Raw genomic sequence first — 16190 nt, forward strand, 5'->3', positions numbered from 1 at the left:
TATGAACATGGGATTAGCGGCGCTGGTGCGCTTGTGTCTACTGGCGCTGGGAAATATTCGCAAGCGCCATTGGGTGTCGGGCACCATCGTGTTGTCCACGGCTTTGGTGGTGGTGGTGCTAGTGGGTTTTCTGTCTATGTCGGAGGGATTTTCCAAGGCGCTCGACAATACCGGCGCCGAGGATGTGGCACTCATTATGAGCCCGCAGGCGCGGGTTGAACTCAACAGCCAGTTGACTCGCGAGCAGGTTAATTTGTTGCGCGCGGGGCCGGGTATCGTATCGGCAGAGCAACCCCTGGTGTCGGCTGAAACCAGTGTCATGGTGGGCGCCGTGCAACGTCACACGCACGACAAAATGAATGTCAATTTGCGCGGCCTGGAGGCTCAAGGCCCCGCCATTCGCGATGGGTTTGCATTGGTGGCCGGGCGCATGTATCGGCGCGGTACCAATGAAATTATTGTGGGTCGGAAGTTGGCGCGCGAAGCGCAGGGTTTTGATTTGGGGCAAACCCTTCGGCTGGGCGGTGTGGACTGGCAGGTGGTGGGCATCTTCCAACTGACGGGCTACCTGTTTGAATCGGAAATTTGGACCGATCTGGCCAGTGTGCAGGCCGCTTATCAGCGCGAAAATCAACATCAATCGGTGCGGGTTAAATTGACCGATGCCAATGCGCTGGTGGATCTGGCCTTGTACATGGCGGCGGACGTGCGCCTGGATCTGAAAATTCAAAGCGAGAAAGATTATTTTGCCAAGCAGTCGGAGGGCATGGTGAACCTAGTGTCCTACCTGGCCTGGCCGCTGGCTATTTTGTTGTCGATGGGAACCTTTACCGGCATCTACAACGCGATGCACATTTCAGTGCGCGCACGCAAACGCGAACTGGTGGTGCTGCGCCAAGTGGGCTTCAGTCGTTTGGCACTCTTTGGCAGCATAGTTTTTGAATCACTGCTGTGTTCAATGCTGGGTGCCGCGCTGGGTGGCGTGTTGGCCTACCTGCTGTTTGATGGCGTATTGACCGCCACTGTCGGCAGCAGTTTCGATTCGCTGTCTTATGCGCTGACGGTGAATACAAAAATTTTAAGCTATGCCTTTTTACTGTCTGCGGCAGTGGGTGTGCTAGCGGTACTCGTGCCCGCCACGCAGGCGGCGCGCTATCGCTTGGCGCTGTAAAGGTATCGAAAGCGGTTGTGCAAGCGCACAGGTTGCGCAGAGGAGCAAATTGTGGATAAACGGCAAGCATTACTCGAAACACTGAAACGCGATTCCCAAGACAGTGCGCCCGTGGAGCGTCGCACCTTTGGGCGCCTGTGGCTGCTGGCTATCGCCCTGAGCGCATCGGTGCCTGTGCTGGCGTACATTCACTACGGCGACGATAAAAAAACGCCTGCCGCTCCGGCGCACGAGGCTCGCAACGCCGCCAGTGCGGACGCCACCGAAGCATCGCAAGCCGAGCGCGCGGCGGTGGCGCCTCGCAGCGCGGCGGTGTTGGAGGCCTCGGGCTATGTGGTGGCGCAGCGCAAGGCCACGGTATCGACCAAAATGTTTGGCTTGATTACCGACGTGCGCGTGGAGGAGGGCAACTACATTGAGGCGGGCGAGATCATCGCCACCCTGGATGATCGCCAGGCCACAGTGGATCTGGATTTACTCAAGGCCGAGGCCGAGGCCCTGGCGCTGTCGATTAAGTCGGCCGAGTACGAACTGGTGGCCGCCAAGGACGAACTCACCCGCGAGCAATCGTTGGCGAATAAAGGTTACTCCAACGATGCCCGCATCGCGGCATTGGAAAACCGCGTGAACAGTGTCACCAATAATATCGCTTTGGCCCAAACCCAGCATCGCGCGGCACTGCTGCGGGTAAAACGGCAGCAGCGTGCACTGGAAGATTTTGTCGTGCGCGCACCGTTTTCTGGCGTCGTCACCGAGCAGGCCGCGCAACTGGGCGAAATTATTTCGCCCAGTACCGCCGGCGGTGGCTTTACCCGCACCGGGCTGTGCACCATTGTGGATATGGACTCCCTGGAAATTGTGGTGGATGTGAACGAGGCCTTCATCGATCGAATTTACAAAGATCAGCAGGTGGTGGGCGAACTTTACGCCTATCCTGGCTGGCAGTTTGAGGGTCGGGTGATGCGCATTATTCCCACCGCCGACCGCGCTAAAGCCACCATTAAAGTGCGCATAAAAATTGCGCAGCAGGACGAGAAAATTCTGCCGCAAATGGGCGTCAAGGTCGTATTTAACGGCGCTCAGGGTTGAGCCCTGCGCCACTCAAAAAAGGATAGAGCGATGACAGACTACGCATTTACCCTAACCGGTGTCGATAAGTACTACGACGGTTGCGAGGCGCGCGTGCATATATTCAATCAACTGGATATGCACATACGGCAGGGCGATTTCTGCGCCATTGTGGGCCCTTCGGGGTCGGGCAAAACCACGTTGCTAAACATTTTGGGCGGTATCGATAGTATCAGCGGCGGTCAATTGTGGTTTGGTCAGCAGCGCATAGACGGGCTTAACGAGGCTCAGCTGACTGCCTGGCGTGCACAAAATATCGGTTTTATTTTCCAGCAGTACAATCTGATTTCCATTTTAACGGCGCAGCAGAATGTGGAATTGCCGTTGCTGTTGACGCGCATGGATGCCAAGCAGCGCGCCCGCAAGGTGGCCGCGGCATTGGCGTTGGTGGGATTGACCGAGCGCGCAAGCCACCGCCCCAATCAATTGTCGGGCGGGCAGCAGCAGCGGGTGGCTATCGCGCGCGCAATTGTTGCCGATTTGCCGGTGCTCCTGTGCGATGAGCCGACGGGCAATCTGGATCGCGAAACTTCCAACGAAATTCTAGATATTTTAAGCCTGCTCAACCGCGAGCAGGGCAAAACTATCGTGATGGTCACCCACGATGCCCACGCGCTCGGCTTCGCCAAAACCACCTACCAATTGGACAAGGGCCAATTTATCGAGGCGGCAATCGATGGTTAATGGATCGGTGGCGCTCAGCCAGGCGGCGCGCTCGGCGCTGCTGTCGGCGGCGCGCGCTAGTTTTCCGGAGGAAGCCTGCGGCGTGTTGTTGGGCGAGCCGCGCAGCGCGCAGATTGCGGTGCGGGCCTTTTGCCCGGCGGGCAACCGCGCGCGCGTTGATCGCGATTTGCAATTTGTGTTATCGCCCTACGACATGCACCGCGCGAGCCAGCAGGCGCGTGCCAGCGGATGGGATATTGTCGGTTTTTTTCACAGCCACCCGCGCGGCGTGGCTCGGCCCTCGCGTCAGGACTGGCTCGATAGCAATCCCTGGCCAGGCTATGTACACCTGATTGCCGCGCTCGACGAACATTCACACACCGGCCTGACGGCCTGGCGCTACCGGCCAGAGGGTTGGTGGCAAGATTCCATAGAGGACGCATGACATGGCAACGATTGTGATACCCGGTCCGTTAAAACTGCACACCCAAGGCGCGGCAGAGATCAGTACCCAGGGCGCTACTGTGGGTGCGGCGCTGCAATCACTGTCGGCGCAGTTTCAGGGGCTTGGCCGGCAGCTGTTTAACGAGGCCGGCGAGCTGCACAAATTCGTAAATATTTTTCTCAACAATGACGATATCCGCATGTTCGAGGGCTTGGCCACGCCCGTGGGCGAACGCGACACCATTGAAATACTGCCGGCCATTGCCGGCGGCAATAATTTTGCCGACTACAAGGCCAAATTAAACGCCGAGATTCCCGCCATGGCGGCCGCCACCTTGGCGCAGACTTTAGCCAGCGCCAGCGGCCCGCAGGTACTGGACGTGCGCACCGACGAGGAGCGCGCCCAGGGTTTTATTAAGGGCTCGTTGCATATCGATCGCGGCTACCTCGAGATGACAGTGGAGCGGCAGTTGCCCGATAAATCCGCCGACATCGTCGTTTATTGCGCCAGCGGTGTGCGCTCGTTGTTGGCGGCGGCCAGCTTGCGCAGTTTGGGGTATGACCGGGTGGTAAATCTGGCCCAGGGGTTTGAGGGTTGGAAGGCCGCAGGCTTGCCCTTTGAGCAGGAGGCCAGCCTAAATCAAGCTCAGCGGCGCCGCTATTTGCGCCATCTCAACTTGCCGGAGGTAGGTGTGGCGGGCCAAGTGAAGCTGCTAAAGGCGCGGGTGCTGTGCATCGGTGCGGGCGGACTGGGCAGCCCCGTGTTGACTTATCTGGCGGCGGCCGGCGTGGGCACCCTGGGCGTGGTGGACGACGATCGCGTAGACGAATCCAATTTACAGCGACAAATTATTCACTCGCTGGAGCGCGTGGGCGAATTTAAAGCCAGCAGTGCACGGGCGTTTATCGCACAGCTGAATCCCGATGTGCAGGTGATCGAACACCGATTGCGCTTGGCGCCGGATAATGTGCTGGAAATATTTAACGATTACGATGTCATTATCGATGGCACCGATAATTTCCCGACCCGCTACTTGGTGAACGACGCCTGCGTGCAATTGGGTAAGCCGCTGGTGCACGGTTCCGTCTTTCGCTTTGAAGGACAGGTGAGTGTGTTTTGGCCGGGTCGCGGACCCTGCTACCGCTGCCTGTATCCGGCGCCCCCGGCGGCCGACTTGGCACCCTCGTGCAGCGAGGCGGGCGTGCTCGGTGTCCTGCCGGGCGCCATCGGTATTTTTTGCGCCATCGAGGCGCTTAAAATTGTTTTGGATATTGGCACGCCATTAATCGGCAAGCTCCTGTCCTACAGTGCACTGGACGCGGGCACCCGCACCTTAAATATTCATCGCGATACATCCTGCCCCTGCTGTACGGGACACATGCCCGGGCTGGGTCTGAGCGAGACGGCTGACTACTGCTCTGCGTAATACTTTGCAGCTATCGTTCATACTTTTGCGCGAGTTCGCGCAATCTGCGAAAAAATCATCTTGTGATAGCCGGGTGGCTATGGCAGTCTTTTCAGCGTTCCCGGATATTCATCCGCCGTAATTCCCGCGAGGCCCTTCGCGTTAAGGCGTCGGCCTTCAAAAAAATAAGCTAGTAACAGCAAGGGATTGGTATGAACTCTGAAAAGCTTCATGCATTGGTGGCCTCACTCGCAGAGTTGGAAACTATTCAGGAAATAGAAGATGTATGCCTGAATTTTTCCGAGCTGTGTGGCCTAGAGTACTATCTGTTCGGCGTGTGCAACGCCACTTCCTTAAGCGCGCCACAAATATTCACCTTGACCAACTACCCCAATGAGTGGTTTGACGGCTACTTCGAAAATAATCTGCAAAAGAGCGACCCAGTGGTGCGCTACTGTTTCGAAAACAGCGTGCCTATTACCTGGAATAAACTGATGCAGATGGATCAGTACTGCGATCCAATTGCGGTGCAGATAATGGGTGAGGCTAAGTCCAAGGGGCTGATTGACGGTTTGTCGGTACCGGTGAAGGCACCCAGCGGCGAAATTTGTATTCTTAGCCTGTCTACCAAGGTGGAAAAAAACATTAAGAAGCGCCTGAATAATGTGCTGCCCTTTGCACAGTATTTTGGCTACTCCCTGTTTGAAACCTACTTGAAGATGAACCTAGGGCACGCGCCGGTGGTCTCGCTGACGCCGCGTGAAAAGGAAAGTTTGTTTTGGGCCTGCGAAGGTAAAACCGCGTGGGAGATGTCGCAAATCATGAGTGTCACCGAGCGCACGGCAATCTTTCATTTAAGCGGCGCCACTAAGAAATTGGGCGCCGCTAACCGTCAACACGCGGTGGCCAAGGCCATTATGTACGGTCTAGTTAAGCCGTTGCCCTAGGGGACGGGCGCAGTAAGTGTGCGACCGCGTAAGCTGCAGGCGACTGCAGTTGCCGATTATTGCGCTTTCACTGAGCTGCCAATCCTGTGTTGGCAGTGTCGCGACTTCCTGCGGTTGTGGCCCTGTGTCGTTGGGCCTGAGTGATAGGTGGTGAATAACCTCGTCGGTCAGGCCGCGCGACATCAGTTGCGATTGCAGGGTCAGGTCGGTGAACACCAACACATTACAGCGGCGCTCCGCCGCGCAAAACCGAAAAATCACCTCGGCGGTTTCACAGCTTCTGATTTCAAAAAATTCCTGGGCTTCGTTGGCCAGATTATCTTGCGGCAGGCTTTTCACAAACTCAGCCTGCAATTCCGAGTAGAAAATGGCCCTGGCCTGTTGCGCCAAAATGCTTAAATGGGCGTTAAACCCGAATTCATCCGAAAACTGGCCCAGAGGTACTGCGCGTCCGTTCATATCGGCCGCCGAAATACTGGTGACCCAAGGGCGCAAGCCAGTGAGTACCGACTTAGGGCCGGATGAAACACTGTGGGCGCTGCGATTAGTGGGCAGAAAGTGAATGCTGTCGCGCCACTGATCGAGCCACGCACGCCACTCCGCGGGTTCGTCCGCTGTGTCGTAGGCTGCGTCCAACACAACGCAGGCGCAATTCGAATGGTCTAGCGCTTGACGCAGACTGGGTTGGTCAAACAGCAGGTTTGACGGCGGCAGTGTCACAACCAAAGTATGCAACTGGCGCGCGTAGCGAATGATAGACGCCGCTAAGCGCAGGGCATTGGTGCCGGCGAGTATGGCTTCCGAGTGCAGATGCCGCCCCTGTGCATCCAGCAAAACCCAGCCTACGCTGGCGCGGCCAGATTGTTTTTGGGCACAGGTAATGGCCAGCACCATCGCCTGGGTTAAAACTTTCTCGGGCAGTGGGGTGTTGCTATGAATTCTCAACGAATACCTCTGTTATCAGCGTTGCGTTGCCATTGGCGGACTCGTCTGCCAATAGAGCAGGGCAGCTTGTGCTCTGTTGAGTGCCATTGTTGGCCGAAGTGGTCAATTGCGGTAGCTGTCAAAACTAGCAGGGTGACACAGGGCCCAACCTGGAAGGTAACGCGAAGGTAAAAAATAATTGTAAAAATTATTGCGCTAATAACAGATAGAAATAATTTTAAACCGTCGAAACCGCAGCGCAAATATGTAGCAGCAACTTAGTGAATTGACCGCCTGTAAGATCTGTCAGGCTAAGGATTTGCGTGTTTAAGTCGTTGTTTTATAAGAATAAAAAGTCTGGCTCATGCCGGGTGTATGTTCTGACAGCTACTGGCGGCCGCAGCCGAAAAATATATTCGATCTCGCACCTAACAAGAGGCGGGATCGATATGAAAAGCACAGTATTCACACATAAAAATAATGCGAAACAAGATGCCAAAGTAATCGACGGTATTCTTAAGCTAAGACACGATACGTTTATTAATCGCCTGCACTGGGATATCCCGTCTACCAATGGGCGCGAGCAGGATGCCTTCGATGAATTGTCGGCACATTACATTGCCGTTGTGGATGAAGAGCAGGAAGTGTGTGGTTGCTGGCGCGCACTGCCCACCTCGGACGACTATATGCTGAAATCTGTTTTTCCCGAATTGCTGCAGGGCGAACCCGCCCCCATTTGCGACGACGTTTGGGAGATCAGTCGCTTTGCTGTGCGCAAGGGCCAGTCTGAAAAGGAAAAGGGTAACTTCGGCAATGTCACATTGGATCTTGTGAAATCGTTTCACGACTTTGCCGTGCGCAATAATGTGAAGTCCTACGTCACGGTAACCACCGTTGCCTGCGAGCGCTTACTGCGCCAGCTGGGCGTAAATTTACGCCGTATGGGCGAGGGTAAATCGCTGCAGATTGGTGTGGAGCGCTCTGTTGCGCTTTGGATTGAAGTGGACGACAAGCTGAACATCACCCGCCACTGAGTTTTTGGCAGCGGTACCGGCGTACCCCTTGCGCCGGTTTGCTGGGCGCACGGGCGCATGGCGGGAAGCTTTGCTGGTCAGCGTCTGCGCCCCAAGAACACCGGCTTTGCGCCGGTATCCTCTGCACTTCTCTTCGATAGGTGTCGTCCCGTGCACCGCTCAGTGGTCGACATTTCCCAGCAAGTCTATTTTACTGTCCAGCGCGAGGGTTCGGCGCGTCAATTGGCGTACCACTTGGCCCGGCTGCAGGGCTCGACGGCTGTGCGCCACTGGCCGCAATCGTCGCGTTATTCTGCAGTGTGCAATCATAATTGAGGGAAAAATTATGCCACTAAAAAAACGCTATTCACTGCCGCAAAGCGTTATTACGCACGTTTTTGACGGCGAGGTCAGCGACAACAGTTTCTCGGGCTTTCATTCGGAGGCCCGTAAAAATCAGCAAAATGGCCGCATGGTGATTACGCAAATCAGCGGCGACGATGCCGTCAAACGCAATGCCAATAAGCCCTACCGCGCCTATGTGTCTATTCAGGTGGGCGGCCAACTGCGTGGACCGGAATTAAAGTCCATGTTCCCAAAAAACTGGCGCGAAGCCGACATCATTCGCTGGGCAGAGCAGGCGCTTACCGATCCCAGGGACTCCGCGAGGCCCTCGCGCGAAGCTTGGACCACAGAGCCAAGGTCCATGCGTTCCACCGGTATTGTGGGGCAGCAATTGGCGCGGATTAAGATCAATAAAGTGTCGTGCATTGTGCTCTATCAGGGCGGTGAAATTGCCTCTATCTACCCAAATATTGTGTAATCATTCGCTCGGCTTGCCGCGGCACAGGGGGCGTTGCGAGGTAAACTGCCCCCAAGAAAAATTAAGGAGAGGGACGGAAATGGGTATTCGATTTGCAGAAAATTGGAATTGCGAGGCCGGCTTGAAAGCCAAGCACGGCGAGCAATACGCCGATGATTACGATACGTTGGGCTGCGCCAGTTGGCAGCAAATGAGCGCTATGCTGATCACCTGGGCCAATCGCGAATTGCGCGAGAAACACGCGCAAATACTGAAGGATCTGGCGGCGACCATTAAAAGCCCCGATAGCGACGTAACGGTGCAACTGGGTTTTCACCAATGCGAAAGGTTCGACGGCGAGGATTATTTTCATATCACCGTGCTCAATCCTGCGGGCAGCACGGTGCATATGTTTAGTCGGGTAAAAAACTGGTTTGGCAATCGGCCCGACATTGAAAAAAGCTTTTGGGGCGGCTCCACCAGCCCCAGCCTAGTGGAAGAGCGCTATCGCTATATTTTTTGATGCAGTGGCTCGATTGCGCCCCTGTTCGGTGTGGTCAGCCAGTGCAGGCTGAAGAGGCCATCGCTGTCGGTCCAGTGTTGCACGGGCGTCAGTCCGGCGCTGCGCGCCAGATCTTGAAACTCGTTCAGGGCGTATTTATAGGAGCTTTCGGTGTGAATGCGCTCGCCTTTGGCCAGTGAAAAGCGCCAGTCGCCCAGGGCGACGGTCTGCGAGGTCAGGCTCTCCAGGTGCATTTCTACGCGCCCCAAATTGGCATTGTAAAATGCTAAGTGACGAAATTTATCGGGCGTAAAATCGGCCGCCAGTTCATTGTTGAGCCGGGTGAGCAGGTTTTTATTGAAGCGCTCGGTCACGCCGGCCTGGTCGTTGTAGGCTCGGTTGAGAACCTCCGAGTCCTTTTTCAAATCGACGCCTATCAACAGCGAACCGCCGGCGCCCACCACCCTGGCCATATTTTGCAGCAGAGCAATGGCGTCGGCTGGCTCGAAGTTGCCAATGCTAGAACCTGGGTAAAAACCGAGTTTATGGCAGTCTGGCAGCTTGGGCAGTTGGAGGGGTTCGCACAGATCCGCGCAAACCCCCGACACGTTTAACCAGGGATAGTCGGCGGCCAACTGGCTGGTGGCTGTTTCGAGAAAGTCCCGCGAGATGTCGATGCCCAGGTAGCTCTTTGGGCGCAAATCTTCCAAGAGTGTACGAATTTTTTTGCTGGCGCCGCTGCCAAATTCTATGAGGGTATCCACCTGTGGCGCCAGGGCAACAAAGTCGGATTTTTGCGCGTGCAGCAATGCGATTTCTGTTTGCGGGATATAGTACTCGGGCTGCTCGCAAATTTGTTCGAATAATTCAGAGCCGTATTCATCGTAAAAATATTTGGGATGCAGGGCCTTCGGGGTTTGGCTGAGGCCGGCCAGCACGTCCGAAAGCATGGTGCTGGGTGGCTGAGATACATCGAGTAACTGTTCCTGGGTCTGCATTACAGGTCCTCTGCGAGTCGGATGCCACTGAATTGCCAGCGATCGCTGGGGTAAAAAAAATTGCGGTAGCCGGGCCTTGCCTGGGCGCTAGGCGTGGCGCAGGAGCCGCCGCGCAGCACGCATTGGTTGGCCATAAATTTGCCGTTGTATTCGCCCACGCTACCGGCCGCAGCTTGAAAGCCCGGGTAGGGGCTGTAGCTGCTAGCAGTCCAGTTCCAGACGCCGCCGAGCCAGTGCGGCGCTGTTTGCACCGGATGGCAGCAATTCGGGTCCATAAACTGGCCGCTATGGTCTTGGCGCCGGGCCGCGACCTCCCATTCGGCTTCGGTGGGCAGACGGCGCCCGGCGAAGCGCGCGTAGGCATCGGCTTCGTAATAGCTGACGTGGCACACGGGCGCGTTTAGGTCGAGTGGTTGCAACCCGTGCAAGGTAAAGTGCCACCACTGATCGTCGCGTTTATGCCAATAGAGCGGTGCCTGCCACTGGTGTGTTTGCACGCTGTCAAAACCGTCCGACAGCCAGTGCCGCGGTTCGGCGTAGCCGCCGCTGTCGATAAAGGCTAGGTATTCGCCATTGGTGACCAGCGTGTCGCGCAGCTGGCAGGCCTGCAAATACACCGGGTGCGCGGGCAGTTCATTGTCGAAGCAAAAACTGCTGTCGTCGTGACCCAGGGTATAGAGGCCGGCCGATAAGTTGTGCCACTGGGGCGACAGTGCCGTTGAGCGCGGCAGGGGCGCTGCGCTGTAGGTGGGCAGGAGCGGGTTTTTGGCAAAGCAGTATTTAAGATCGGTGAGCAGTAATTCCTGGTGTTGCATTTCGTGCTGGCAGCCCAATTGCACGCGCTGTAGGTGTTCTGTGCTGCAGTGGGGAGAGGCCATAAACGCCTGCATGGCCTCGTTAACATAGCGTCGATAGTCGTAGACCTTTTGCACGCTAGGGCGCGAGAGCAGCCCGCGTTCTGCGCGGGTAAATTGCGGCCCCACCGATTGGTAGTAGGAGTTAAATAGCACGCCGAACTCGCGCTGAAATACCTTGTAACCTGGATGGTAGGGTTGCAGTAAAAACGTTTCGAAAAACCAGCTGGTATGCGCCAAATGCCACTTGGGTGGGCTGGTAAAGGGGGCGGCCTGCAAGCCGTAGTCTTCCACGATCAAGGGCGCACACAGGGTTTCTGTGACGGTTCTTACACGATTGAACTGATCTAACAGCGACTGCGTGTCAGCGTTGTGCATAAATAAAGTTACAGCGTGCGTTGTGGCGGCCCGTTGCCGCGTGAAAAATTTTTTGGGGTGCTGTACAAACTTGGTTGTACCCAGTCTCCAGCAAATAGCACCCAGGCGCATTGCAAGCACGGCGCGCAATGACGCGCACGAAATTCAGTTTAGCTGGCTTGAGCGCGGTGCGCGCAGTTTTGGTACGGCTATGTCTGTTTTATCGGCCGTTGCCTTCTCTGTATCGCACTTTGCTCAGGCCATGTTACACAAAGGTGACTGGCTAACTATCCCTCGCAGGTACGAATTTTGCCGTGCGGCTCGCACGCGGATGATTGGGCTTGCGACATTCGTCCAAATCCCGCGCCGGGTGGCGCGGGTGGTGGGAGTGCTTCAGGGCGCGATCTGTAATGTGTCCAACACGTCTTGCCAGTGCACTAACTTAAAGTTCTGGCCCGCGTTGGGCATAAGGTTGCGGCCATCTTGTACCACTAGCAAACCACCGGGAAAACGATCGCCCAGAGCCGCGCTGGTAACATCTAGGCCATCGGTTTCACTGCTGCCGTCGATGCCTGTGCGCCCGTCCAGGCCGACGCGAAAGCGACCCAGCTAGGAGTAGGGCGGTGCCGTCTAATAAATCAGACAGCTGTCGTTGCCCTGGCTGGAGACCACCAGCAAGTTGCTGCCATCGCCGCGCCGGGTGGCCACCGATAGGCCCTCCACGTCCGCGTGTAGCTCCCGACCCACTTCGGCGATCAGTTCTAATTGGGTAGCTGCTTCGGGGCGCGCATCGGCGGCCCAGATACCGCGTTCCTCTTCGCCCATGAACAGGATGCGGCGCTGGGTATCCACCGCGCAGCCCTCTGGCTGGGAGGCCAGTTTAAAGCGTCGCTCGAGCTGTAGTTGCCACGGGTTCGGTTGTTGGTTATTGGGTGCGGCCATCTTGGTATCGTGCGCGCGATAGCGCAGGGTGTAGTGCAGCACCTCGCCGTTCTTGTCGTTCACAAAAATGTGGTTTTGTTGGTCGTAATAGGCGCTGCACAGGCCGTAGATTTCCCGCAGCGGTGTGCCCAGTTGCGTTGCTTTGTGCACCTCGCCCTGGGGGTTGATGGTGTACACCACCAGGCTGTTGTCGTCGCGCCGGCTCGCCACCGCAAGGGCGTGGTTGGGGGCGTGATGGGCGGGACTGACGTCCACGTTATTCAGGCGCCCGTCGGGGAAAAACTGCAAGACCTCGCCGGCCAGGTTGTACACGTACAGGCCGGCTTTTTTGTGGGTGCCCAGTACCCGCGATTGGGCGGGGTTCTCGCTGTTGACCCATATGGCAGGGTCATCCATGGCATCGCCGGATTTCGCCGCCGGTGCTGTTTCTACTCGAGCGGTGACAACGGGCAGCAGGTCGACGCTGGGCAGCGTACTGGCGATGCTCGGCAGGGGCTGCCTGTGGCGCTCAGTACCGCTAAACAGGGTCGCCGCGCCCGACTCGACGACTAAGCCAGTGGGCGCGAAGGGCAGGCGCCAGTGTGCGGTGGTCGCGCTGGCGTCGAGTTGCGTGTTGCTGGGCGCTAGGTGCCACAGCTGTTGTTCGGTGCTGGCGATGACAGCGCCGGCCGGCGTGGTGCGCAGGTGTTCTAAATTGTCGGCCAGCGAGCCGAGCGGCGCCTGCATCAGCACCGGCGCGCGCGCGGGCATGGCTTCGGGCTCTGCCGGTAGACGCCAAAGGCCTATGTCTTCTTCGTGCAGATACAACCAGCCGCGGGCGTCATCGGCGGCACACAAATCGACGCCGTAGGGCACAGGCAATTGCCGCACCAAACGCGCCTGGTCGAGCGGTTGCTGTGCCTGCGTCAATATCCATTGTTGGCTGGCGCCCCGACTGTCCTGCACAAAACTGTAGAGGTGGTTGGATTGTGCACTCAGGTAAAGGCATTGCGCGTCGCCGAGTTGATCGGGCAGTTCCACTCGCGTGCGCAGGTGCAGCCCCTGTTCGTTGAGTTCCAGCAACAGTAATTGGTGGCCACCCTCTGCCAGTGCCGCGGCGAAAGGCGCGCGTACATCCAGGCTTTCAAACGCGCCGGGTAAATTAAATTGCTCGTCGTGGGTGTGCCAGTGCAGGCCCTCGCGGGTGAGGCTTAGGGTGCCAGCGGCCAGCGGCCAGCGCTCGATGGCGGCATCTGCGTGCTCGGCAGCTAAGGTCGCCAGCTGTGGGCCGCCAGCACAGGCCAGCAGCGGCACACACAACAACATTTTGCATAAAGAATACTTCACGGTGGCTCCTTAAAAACCGGTGTAACTTAAGCCCACCTGATAGGTGCGGCCGTAGCGTTCGTATTGCGCGTTGTAGCGCGTTTGCTGGGTGTAGGCGTAGTAGGGTTGGTCCGTCAGGTTGAGCGCGTTGCCGTACACCATCAGGTTGGGCGTCAGGTGCACCTTGGCAATAAAATCCAGTTGCAGATGATCGTCCTCGTAGCTGTCGTAGCGCGCGTCATCCAGTTCGCCTACCTCCACCAGGTAGCTGGATTTATAGGCGGCCGACACGCGCACGTTGAGCCAGTCTGACTCGTAACCCAGCGCCAGATTGGCAGTGCTGTCCGACTGGCTCGGAAAGGGAATGGCGCGCGCTTGGGATTGGCCGTCGTCGATATAGGAAATGCTGGCTTCGGCGTCGGTAAATGTGGCGTTGGCACTGAGCAACAAGCCGTTCCAGGGCGCGGCTAGCGCGTCGAACTGTTTCACCAGCGCCAGCTCCAGGCCGGTGAGCTCGGCGCTGTCGCCATTGATGTAGGTTTCGGCTTTGGCGTAATTTTCATAGCCGTTGCTGCCGGCAATGTCTGAGGCAAAGATGACGTTATCTATGTCTTTGTAAAAGAATCCGGCCGATACCACGCCCAAGCGGCCGAGGTAGTGTTCGAGACTGACGTCGATATTATTGGCGGTGAGCGGCTGCAGGAGCGGATTGCCAAAACTGGCTTCCAGTTCGCCGTCGTCTTCTTCCAGTAGTTGGCCCGGTGCCAACTGTTCAAAAGTCGGGCGCACTAAACTGCGAGTGTAAGCGGCGCGCACCAAGGTGTCGTCGGACAGTTCGTAGCGTGCAATGAGCGAGGGCAACCAGTGGTGATAGTCGCTGTCCACATTGCGAGGGGTTACTACCTCTTGGGTGTCATCGTAGCTGTAGCCCTGCGCGCGGGTGTGCGTGGCCTCGTAGCGCAGGCCGCCGATCAGCGTTAACTGTGCGCTGCGACCGGTCAGCATGACGTAGGCAGCGTCGACATCTTCATCGATGCTAAAGTCGTTGAGGGTCGATTCCACGGCATCTTCGTAGCCGTCACGTCCCACCGTGCTTACCAACTGGTGAATGCTGGCGCCGTTGATGCCGTTGCCAAATTCACCCAGGCTGTAATCCAATGGGCCGCCGAGGTGAGCCGACAATTGTAACTGGGATTCGGTAACACCGGCCTCGGCTAAATCTTCCAGCGACCAGAGTTGCTCGTCATTGTTTTTCTCGCGGCGATGGGCTTTGGCGCCAAACTTTAGCGTCACAGTGCTATCGCCCCAGTCGAAGTCGCGCAAGGCGTCTAGGCGCAGACTGCGGTCGGTATCGGTGGCCCGACTGTTGGCCACTTCGATGCTGTCGAGTTCGAAGTCGTTGTAGTGATACAGGTCGCCGTACAATTGCGGTTGCTCGCTCTGGCGAACCGCAATTGGCAAGTCCTCTACCGACTCGAACACCGATTCCAGGTGGTCAGGCGTTTTCTCATCGGATCGACTCCAGCCCAGTGCTAGCGACACCTGCCAGAGCGACAGTTGATGTTCGCCGCCCAGTGTCAGGCTCTGAATGTGTTGAGTTTCCGTGCGTTGTTTAAGCTCGCGCGCACTAGCGGCTGTGGCCGGCTCGCCATCGGGCAGCACGCCGTCGTCCCACTCGGCGCGCAATGCGTTGCGCTGCTCGGCGTCGGAAAATTCGCTGTGTAGACCGCGCAGGTACCAGTGCTGTTGGCCCGTTGGGTGCCAGTCGATATTGGCCGCCAGACCCTGGCGCGTGCGCGTAATTTGATAGTCGCGCGCCTCGGCTTCGGTAAGCCGTGCCGGCGTTTCATCAAAATCCCAGGCGCCGCCGGTTTCGGTATTGTCCGAGCCAAAGTTGCGCTCCGACCAGCTGCCCGACAAGGCGATGCCAAGGGTCTCGTCGGCGAAAATATCGGACCAGGCGGCCGTGAGTTTGGGGCTGGTTTCCTGTGTCAGGCTGTTGTAGCTGGCATCGGAGCTGACTTTATAAAAGCGACTCTCGCGATCAAAGGCCGAGGCGCTTTTGATGTCGATGGCGCCGCCCAAAGAGTCGGCGTCCATGTCGGCGGTTAAGGCTTTAGTTACGGTGAGCGATTGCACCAGATCCGAGGGCACCACATCCAGGGCAACGGCGCGGCGGCCGGCCTCGGGCGCGGGCACGCGCAGGCCGTTAATGGTGACGGCGTTGTAGTCGGGGGCCAGTCCACGCACGCGCACAAAGCGGCCCTCGCCCTGGTCGCGCTCGATGGAGATGCCCACTAAACGCTGCAGCGATTCGCTGGCATTGGCATCGGGAAAGTCGCCGATGGCATCGGCGCTAGCGACGGTGATCAAGTTGTCCGCGTGGCGCTGCGCGCGCAGCGACTTGCTGGCCGAGCCGGCCTGGCCCAGAACGATAATTTGTTCCAGTTCAGTATCGGCGGCGTGACTGGGCGCCGCGCTAGGCGCCGTGCTTGTCGTTGAAATTAGGCCTTCGGTTTGCGCAGCCAGTGTGTGCGGCAGGGCCAGTGCACAGGCCAGCGCGAGGGGTGAAAGTTTCAAAGTGCGAGCTTGCATGACGGTATCTCAGTGGTTGGTCAGTGCGGCTCACCCTAGGCTGTGGGAATGACAGAATTGTTGCACCTGCACGCCAAGTCTGCGCTTAAGTGACCGGGTCTGATGAGCTCAATGAGCAGTCGCCTCAGCGCGGGTTTGG

At 57.5% G+C, this 16190-nt stretch carries 13 protein-coding genes and 1 pseudogene; 9 read left to right on the top strand and 5 right to left on the bottom strand.

From position 1 onward, the window contains the following. Position 1 precedes the first annotated feature (1 nt). From ACW8F6_RS07850 to ACW8F6_RS07875, 6 genes are all read left to right on the top strand, one after another. Positions 2 to 1171 (top strand): ABC transporter permease, encoded by a 1170-nt coding sequence (locus ACW8F6_RS07850; RefSeq protein WP_491575301.1) that lies wholly within the window; start codon positions 2 to 4, stop codon positions 1169 to 1171. A 51-nt stretch (positions 1172 to 1222) separates the two neighbouring features. Further along, positions 1223 to 2260 (top strand): efflux RND transporter periplasmic adaptor subunit, encoded by a 1038-nt coding sequence (locus tag ACW8F6_RS07855; protein WP_491575302.1) that lies wholly within the window; start codon positions 1223 to 1225, stop codon positions 2258 to 2260. A gap of 30 nt (positions 2261 to 2290) precedes the next feature. Continuing rightward, complete coding sequence (locus ACW8F6_RS07860; RefSeq protein ID WP_491575303.1) at positions 2291 to 2983, top strand: ABC transporter ATP-binding protein; 693 nt, start codon at positions 2291 to 2293, stop codon at positions 2981 to 2983. After that, on the top strand, positions 2976 to 3407 hold the full coding sequence (locus ACW8F6_RS07865) for a M67 family metallopeptidase (RefSeq protein WP_491575304.1): 432 nt from the start codon (positions 2976 to 2978) through the stop codon (positions 3405 to 3407). Before ACW8F6_RS07860 ends, ACW8F6_RS07865 begins: the two co-directional genes overlap by 8 nt. Before the next feature lies 1 nt (position 3408). Continuing rightward, positions 3409 to 4833 (top strand): molybdopterin-synthase adenylyltransferase MoeB, encoded by a 1425-nt coding sequence (gene moeB, locus ACW8F6_RS07870; RefSeq protein WP_491575305.1) that lies wholly within the window; start codon positions 3409 to 3411, stop codon positions 4831 to 4833. A gap of 191 nt (positions 4834 to 5024) precedes the next feature. Beyond that, the gene (locus ACW8F6_RS07875) at positions 5025 to 5759 is read left to right on the top strand and encodes a helix-turn-helix transcriptional regulator (protein ID WP_491575306.1); all 735 of its coding nucleotides are present in this window, start codon (positions 5025 to 5027) and stop codon (positions 5757 to 5759) included. Here ACW8F6_RS07875 and ACW8F6_RS07880 read toward each other — a convergent pair. After that, entirely contained in the window at positions 5739 to 6704 is a 966-nt protein-coding gene (locus ACW8F6_RS07880; RefSeq protein ID WP_491575307.1) for a hypothetical protein, read from the bottom strand. The two genes, ACW8F6_RS07875 and ACW8F6_RS07880, sit on opposite strands and share 21 nt — an antisense overlap. A 428-nt stretch (positions 6705 to 7132) precedes the next feature. On the opposite strand from ACW8F6_RS07880, the gene ACW8F6_RS07885 reads away from it, so the two are divergent. The 3 genes from ACW8F6_RS07885 to ACW8F6_RS07895 all read left to right on the top strand — a co-directional run bounded on the left by ACW8F6_RS07885 (position 7133) and on the right by ACW8F6_RS07895 (position 9021). After that, the gene (locus ACW8F6_RS07885; RefSeq protein ID WP_491575308.1) at positions 7133 to 7717 is read left to right on the top strand and encodes an acyl-homoserine-lactone synthase; all 585 of its coding nucleotides are present in this window, start codon (positions 7133 to 7135) and stop codon (positions 7715 to 7717) included. 325 nt (positions 7718 to 8042) lie between these two features. Then, entirely contained in the window at positions 8043 to 8519 is a 477-nt protein-coding gene (locus ACW8F6_RS07890) for an EndoU domain-containing protein (protein WP_491575309.1), read from the top strand. 79 nt (positions 8520 to 8598) lie between these two features. Next, positions 8599 to 9021, top strand: a complete 423-nt coding sequence (locus ACW8F6_RS07895) for a Rossmann-fold NAD(P)-binding domain-containing protein (protein WP_491575310.1) — start codon at positions 8599 to 8601, stop codon at positions 9019 to 9021. Here the strand turns inward: ACW8F6_RS07895 and egtD are convergent. The 4 genes and pseudogenes from egtD to ACW8F6_RS07915 all read right to left on the bottom strand — a co-directional run bounded on the left by egtD (position 9009) and on the right by ACW8F6_RS07915 (position 16051). Further along, the gene (gene egtD, locus ACW8F6_RS07900) at positions 9009 to 9998 is read right to left on the bottom strand and encodes an L-histidine N(alpha)-methyltransferase (RefSeq protein ID WP_491575311.1); all 990 of its coding nucleotides are present in this window, start codon (positions 9996 to 9998) and stop codon (positions 9009 to 9011) included. The genes ACW8F6_RS07895 and egtD overlap by 13 nt on opposite strands. Then, complete coding sequence (gene egtB / locus ACW8F6_RS07905; RefSeq protein ID WP_491575312.1) at positions 9998 to 11230, bottom strand: ergothioneine biosynthesis protein EgtB; 1233 nt, start codon at positions 11228 to 11230, stop codon at positions 9998 to 10000. The genes egtD and egtB overlap by 1 nt, the downstream gene beginning before the upstream one ends. 372 nt (positions 11231 to 11602) lie before the next feature. Then, positions 11603 to 13456, bottom strand: a pseudogene (locus ACW8F6_RS07910) (phytase). A 30-nt stretch (positions 13457 to 13486) separates the two neighbouring features. Continuing rightward, a complete protein-coding gene (locus ACW8F6_RS07915) occupies positions 13487 to 16051 on the bottom strand; it encodes a TonB-dependent receptor (RefSeq protein WP_491575313.1) in 2565 nt (854 codons plus the stop codon). Between the last annotated feature and the right edge of the window lie 139 nt (positions 16052 to 16190).

It is taken from the genome of Simiduia sp. (genome assembly GCF_058345725.1).

Excerpts from the sequence above, each read along its gene's own strand:
- ACW8F6_RS07850 (WP_491575301.1), top strand. The coding sequence starts at position 2 with ATGAACATGGGATTAGCGGCGCTGGTGCGCTTGTGTCTACTGGCGCTG.
- ACW8F6_RS07895 (WP_491575310.1), top strand. The coding sequence starts at position 8,599 with ATGGGTATTCGATTTGCAGAAAATTGGAATTGCGAGGCCGGCTTGAAA.
- ACW8F6_RS07865 (WP_491575304.1), top strand. The coding sequence starts at position 2,976 with ATGGTTAATGGATCGGTGGCGCTCAGCCAGGCGGCGCGCTCGGCGCTG.
- ACW8F6_RS07885 (WP_491575308.1), top strand. The coding sequence starts at position 7,133 with ATGAAAAGCACAGTATTCACACATAAAAATAATGCGAAACAAGATGCC.
- ACW8F6_RS07915 (WP_491575313.1), bottom strand. The coding sequence starts at position 16,051 with ATGCAAGCTCGCACTTTGAAACTTTCACCCCTCGCGCTGGCCTGTGCA.
- ACW8F6_RS07860 (WP_491575303.1), top strand. The coding sequence starts at position 2,291 with ATGACAGACTACGCATTTACCCTAACCGGTGTCGATAAGTACTACGAC.
- egtD (WP_491575311.1), bottom strand. The coding sequence starts at position 9,998 with ATGCAGACCCAGGAACAGTTACTCGATGTATCTCAGCCACCCAGCACC.
- egtB (WP_491575312.1), bottom strand. The coding sequence starts at position 11,230 with ATGCACAACGCTGACACGCAGTCGCTGTTAGATCAGTTCAATCGTGTA.
- ACW8F6_RS07875 (WP_491575306.1), top strand. The coding sequence starts at position 5,025 with ATGAACTCTGAAAAGCTTCATGCATTGGTGGCCTCACTCGCAGAGTTG.
- ACW8F6_RS07890 (WP_491575309.1), top strand. The coding sequence starts at position 8,043 with ATGCCACTAAAAAAACGCTATTCACTGCCGCAAAGCGTTATTACGCAC.
- moeB (WP_491575305.1), top strand. The coding sequence starts at position 3,409 with ATGGCAACGATTGTGATACCCGGTCCGTTAAAACTGCACACCCAAGGC.